Raw genomic sequence first — 5,614 nt, forward strand, 5'->3', positions numbered from 1 at the left:
AGCGAAGCGTGCGCTCAAGCAATGCAATGATAGCGCAGATAAATTTGGCGATAATTCTTGCCTCAAGTAGCGAAGCGATAGGCGATAATTATTGCGCTTTAGGTGCAGACGGCGCGGTGTCAAATGGCTTTAAATCATCGGCGGCGGGTGGCGCGCCGGGCAGGGCTGGCACCGATTTTTTATCGGTGCCGGGGGTGGTGGCGGCTGGGGCGGCTGGCGCAGTGTTGTCCAAATCCTTCAATATCGACCTATTGTTTTGCGACCCACGGGTAAATAAAATCGCCAAAATCAGGCTGGTAATCATGAATGCCGTCGCCAAAATGGCGGTGGTGCGGGTTAAAAAATTGGCGGTGCCGCGCACGCTGAACATGCTGTTGCCGCCACCGCCAAAACCCAAGGACCCGCCCTCGCTTTTTTGCAACAGCACAAAAACAATCAATACCAACGCAATAATCGCGTGAATAATCAGTAAAAATGTTATCATCTTCTTTGTTACCTTATGTTACAGGCAATAGCCAATCGCCACCAATTATGCAAGGGCTAAGGGGTGCATTGGGTGAAATTGGCAGATGAGGCAATTATTCTCGCTACTCCCGCGCTGGCATGGGGCGCGATAACAATTGGTGAATCGCCTTATCAACCGATAAACCATCATGCAATACCGCCGCCACGGTGGCAACAATCGGCAGGTCAATGCCCAAGCCAATCGCCCGTGCATTTAATTGCGCCGCGGCGTGATACCCCTCGGCCACGCCGCGTGATTGCGCCAGGGCGTCGCTTATGGTTAAGCCCTCACCCAATTTTATACCCAGCGCGGTGTTGCGCGATTGTGGCGAACCGGCGGTTAATACCAAATCACCCACGCCCGATAGTCCGTAGCAGGTCGTGTCATCGATGCTGGCCGTACCGGCGGATTTTTCCGCCGCCAGTAATTTCCGCATTTCGGCCAGGCCGCGACTGATAAGGGTGGCATAGGCATTTTCCCCCAGTTTTTTACCGCGCGCAATACCAACCGCCACCGCCAGCACGTTTTTCATCACGCCGTTTAATTGCACGCCAATCGCGTCGCGGCTTTTGTATATGCGCCAAAATGGTTGTTGTAATAATTGTTGGCCAGCGGTGATAAGGGCATTGTCATGGCTGGCCAAAACCGAAGCGGTTGGCAATTTTTTTTTCAATTCAAAGGCAAAATTCGGCCCGGCCAAGACAGCAATTGGCGCGGCGGGAAAATATTGCGCGATGATAGCCATCGGCAATTGCCCACGGCTGTTCATGCCCTTCGAAAATAAAATGGTCGGCGGCAGGGTGGTTGTGGTGGCGGCCAAATCGGCGAACACCGAATCATATTCCTTAACCGGCAGGGCGACCAATAAAAAATCGACGCCGCTTAAATTAATTTTATCGCCGCGTTTGATAAGGGTGATGACATTTTCCTTTACCAAAACATCGTGCAACACCATGCCAAAATGGCCGGCACCAACGATTGTGATATTTTTTTTCATGAATTTTTTTTAGGCGGTTTTTACCTGTTGCGTGGTGGCGTTATGTAAATTCTCAAGCGGCCAACGTGGTTGCACCCGCGCCCGCAAATCATGGGTGATGCCTTGCCGCAACATTTCGATACCGGCCCAGGCGATCATCGCGCCATTGTCGGTGCATAAATTAATGGGCGGGGCGATAAGTTCAAAACCATTGTCCTTGGCGGTTTGGTGCAAGTTTTGGCGAATAAATTGGTTGGCCGCCACCCCGCCGACCAGGCAAAAATGATAGGGCGCGATATTCGGGAAATCGTTCTTAAACCGCGCCATCGCCCGTGCCGATTTTTCCCGCAACGATGATGTTATCGCCTGTTGCAGGCTGGCCGCCGCATCGGCCACATGATATTCATTTCGATTGTCGATTTTGTTTTGCAATTTGGTTTTCAGGGCAGTCTTCAAACCCGAAAATGAAAAATCACAATCGGCGGTGCCGCGCATCGGCACGGGCAGGGGGAATTTCTTGGCATCGCCATTTTTTGCCGCCTGCTCAATACTCGGGCCGCCCGGTTGCGCCAGTCCCAGCAACCGCGCCCCCTTATCAAAAACCTCGCCCGCCGAATCATCCAATGTTTCGCCGTATAGAATATAATCTTGCCCGCCATTTTTTGCCTGTGTAACCGCGACCAATTGACAATGGCCACCCGACACCAACAACATTAAATAGGGGAATGTTATATCGGCGTGGCTTAACCGCACCGACAGGGCGTGCGCAGACAGATGGTTGACCGCGATGAAGGGTTTGTTCAATGAAAAACCCAAGGCCTTGCCCAGCACCGCACCAACGATAAGACCGCCAATAAGCCCGGGACCGGTGGTGGCGGCAACCGCGTCGATGTCGCCCGGCGCAATGCCGGCCGCCCGAAATGTTGCCGACAATAATGGCGTTATTTTTTCCAAATGGGCGCGGGCCGCAATTTCGGGCACGACGCCGCCGTAATCGCGGTGTTCGGCAATTTGTGACCAGGTTTGCATCGCCAAGATACGGCCGCCAGCTTTTTTATTTTTCGCCACGTCGGTTGTCATATCTGTTGCCACGTCTGTTACGAGGGCGAGGGATGTTTCATCGCAAGAGGTTTCGATGCCGAGTATTATCATAATAAAACATCTATCATTTTTTATCGATAAAATCTATAAAAGCAAGATGGATGAAAGAAATAAAAAGTCGGGCGACAAAATTATCATCGGCAGTCGCGCCAGCCCGCTGGCCATGGCGCAAAGCAATTTTATCATGGCGGGGTTGCAGGCGGCGAACCCCAACCTAAGTATCGGCATTGAAACCATGACCACCAGCGGCGATAAATTTTTGAACGATAAATTATCGGCGGTCGGTGGCAAGGGGCTTTTCACCAAAGAATTGGACGCCGCTTTATTGGCCGGCAAAATCGACCTGGCGGTTCATTCGTTAAAAGATGTCGAAACAAAATTATCACCGGGGATTTCGATTGTCGCTATCCCCCAGCGCGAGACGCCGTTCGATTGCTTCCTGAGCCGTGATAACCGAAGCCTGCAGGCCATGCCAGCCGGGAGCAAGGTTGGCACGGCGTCACTGCGGCGGCAGGCGTTGTTGAAAAAACATCGCCCTGATATTAAGGTGGTGTTGTTGCGTGGCAATATCAACAGCCGTTTGGAAAAATTGGCGCGCGGCGATATCGACGGCATGGTGTTGGCGCTGGCGGGGTTGAAACGTATCAACCTTGCCAATCGCGTGGCGCAGGTTTTTTCGGCCGAGGATTTTCCCCCGGCACCGGCACAGGGGGCATTGGCGGTGGTGGCGCGAACCGATGACCAAGCCGTTAAAAAAATGCTCGAACCGCTTCATCATGATATAAGCGCAAGGGCGGTGATGTTGGAACGGCAATTTTTGGCCATGCTTGATGGGTCGTGCAAAACGCCGATAGGTTGTTTGGTAAAAATTGACGGCGATAACATGATAGCGACCGGTTTTGTCGCCGACGAAGATTTGTCAAACCCACGGCAAAAAAATATCGTCGGCCCCGTAAGCGATGGCGAAAACATAATGACAAGCCTGGCAGAAATGTTGCGCAAAAAAACATCAGGCGAAGAATTGGCATAGATAGTCATGAACGGGTTGGATTTGCGAAACGCATTATTTATTATCACCCGCCCGGATGAAAGCGGCCAAACCTTAACCGCCCGTTATTTGGCCGATGGTTACGAGGCGGTGCATTTGGCGGTGATGGAATATAAAATTGATAGCAACTTGCCCATCACCACCATCGAACAAAAAATAACCGCCGCGCCGGGCTTGGCCTTTACCTCGGCCAATGGGGTGCGCGCCTTTACCAAAATGCTGGCCAAAAACCACCGAAGTGGCGACAATGCCATCACGCTTGATAAAAAATATATTTTTGCCGTCGGGCCGATGACCGCCGCCGCCATTCAAGAAAAACTTGCCGAAAAAATTCACCCCAATAGGGCGTCCCCCGATGGCGCGAGCGATTTGCCAGGGCTAAAGAATATCATCGTCGCTGGTGGCAATGTTGAGGAATTGGCCAAGGCGATAATCGCGACCTATAAAAACCATGCTTGGCCTAAAGATAAAAACCTGTTGCATATCGGCGCGGCGGCCACCGCGGGGGAGGGGCAGGGCACCGATTTGGTAAGCCGCCTGCGTATGGCCCATATCCCAGCCGAAAAAATCGCCCTGTATGACATGGTGGCGGTTGATGCCATGCCCAGCAACGTGGTGCAAAAAATTTCGCATTACGCGGCGCGCGCGCGCCGGGTGATATTGTTTTTTTCGCCACGCACCGTGGCACTGACCGCCGCATTGTTGCGCCGCCATGGTTTTGCGCCGGCTGATTTTTTTGCCCAATGCCACAGCGCGGCGGTGGCGGCGGCGGCGCGGGACGCCGGTTTTTTGTTGCTGGATAGGGGGCGTGGCTTAACCACCTAACAGGTGGCATTATTATGCAGTCGATAATGGTTGCAACTGGCTTAAAAATTAGCTATTAAAGTCAAATATAAAAAATATTTCAATATTGGTTGTAAAAAACGAATTAAAAATGTTAAGGGGGATTTGAAATGAACAAAAATATTATAAGATGCTGTTTGGCGGTTTTATTGCTCGCGCCGGCCGGTCATGCGCTGGCCAACCCGACGGGCGGGTTTGCCAATATTGCGGCTGAGTTAGGATTTGTCAACGGCGACAGCACGCAAAATGGCAAGCTCAACCTGACCTATGGCATGACAATTGATGGCGGCTATAGCATTAAAAATATTCTGTTGGGTGCGAATGTGGCGATTCAGGTTGCCAATACAATCAAATTGGGCGACACGACATGCACGGTGGTGGGTAAGTCTCAACCCATTGCCTGCTCCAAAACATACAGCAAGGTTTATATCCCCGTCGGGTTTGGTGCCAGTTATAGTTTAGATATTGGTGATGCCTTTCATATTATGCCGGGGCTTTACGGCGGGTTTTTCGTGGTCAATGAAAGCATCATGCTTGAGGCCAGTGGCGATATTGCCCAAATCAATGGCCCGGAATTTACCAGCAAGACCGAATCCTCGACCGCACGTTATTATGGCTTGATTATGCCAACATTGTCGATGGCCATTTCGGTGGGCAGTCGCGGCGAATTAAACATCGGCGGGCGACTCTACATTGTGCCCAATGGGCCGGAAAAACAAACCGCCAGCGATTACACCAATCAAAAGCCATTTATCTATAGCTCGGTAAGCATCGGCTACCGGCAATATTTCTAATTCATTTTAGCTTAAGGCGCGGTTGGCTCATAGCCAATAAAGTTGCGCTGGCTCAGCGCGTTGCGCAATAATTTTTTTACGTTCTAACGCGGAAATTTTTAAACTGCCCGCGATATGCCTAAGCATATCGCCAAACAAATACTTACGTTCTGACCCGAAAATTTTTAAACTGCCCGCGATATGCCTAAGCATATCGCCAAACAAATTTTTACGTTCTGACCCGGAAGTTTTTAAACTGCCACGGGTCGGAATCATCGCGATCCTCGGGGAATAAATTGGTGCGGTTTTTCAACGGCGTCCAATCGCTGTATTTGCCAACCATGTCGCCGAGGTAGGGGATGGTGATT

General features: G+C 51.3%; 6 protein-coding genes. 3 read left to right on the plus strand and 3 right to left on the minus strand.

Going from position 1 to position 5,614, the window contains the following annotated elements:
• Positions 1–88: 88 nt before the first annotated feature.
• The 3 genes from secG to tsaD form a co-directional block, all read right to left on the minus strand.
• Positions 89–484 (minus strand): preprotein translocase subunit SecG, encoded by a 396-nt coding sequence (gene secG / locus QM529_07320; GenBank protein ID MDI9314464.1) that lies wholly within the window; start codon positions 482–484, stop codon positions 89–91.
• Between the two features lie 103 nt (positions 485–587).
• Positions 588–1,502: an NAD(P)H-dependent glycerol-3-phosphate dehydrogenase gene (locus QM529_07325; GenBank protein ID MDI9314465.1), complete on the minus strand. Its 915-nt coding sequence runs from the start codon at positions 1,500–1,502 to the stop codon at positions 588–590.
• Between the two features lie 9 nt (positions 1,503–1,511).
• Positions 1,512–2,633 carry a tRNA (adenosine(37)-N6)-threonylcarbamoyltransferase complex transferase subunit TsaD gene (tsaD, locus tag QM529_07330; protein ID MDI9314466.1) on the minus strand — a complete coding sequence of 374 codons (1,122 nt, stop codon included), beginning with the start codon at positions 2,631–2,633 and terminating at the stop codon, positions 1,512–1,514.
• Between tsaD and hemC the strand changes: the two genes are divergently transcribed.
• From hemC to QM529_07345, 3 genes are all read left to right on the plus strand, one after another.
• A complete protein-coding gene (gene hemC / locus QM529_07335; protein ID MDI9314467.1) occupies positions 2,617–3,612 on the plus strand; it encodes a hydroxymethylbilane synthase in 996 nt (331 codons plus the stop codon). The two genes, tsaD and hemC, sit on opposite strands and share 17 nt — an antisense overlap.
• A 6-nt stretch (positions 3,613–3,618) precedes the next feature.
• Positions 3,619–4,455: a uroporphyrinogen-III synthase gene (locus tag QM529_07340; GenBank protein MDI9314468.1), complete on the plus strand. Its 837-nt coding sequence runs from the start codon at positions 3,619–3,621 to the stop codon at positions 4,453–4,455.
• Between the two features lie 128 nt (positions 4,456–4,583).
• The gene (locus tag QM529_07345) at positions 4,584–5,267 is read left to right on the plus strand and encodes a hypothetical protein (protein MDI9314469.1); all 684 of its coding nucleotides are present in this window, start codon (positions 4,584–4,586) and stop codon (positions 5,265–5,267) included.
• Positions 5,268–5,614: the final 347 nt, after the last annotated feature.

It is taken from the genome of Hydrotalea sp. (assembly GCA_030054115.1).
Classification (GTDB): Bacteria; Pseudomonadota; Alphaproteobacteria; order JASGCL01; family JASGCL01; genus JASGCL01.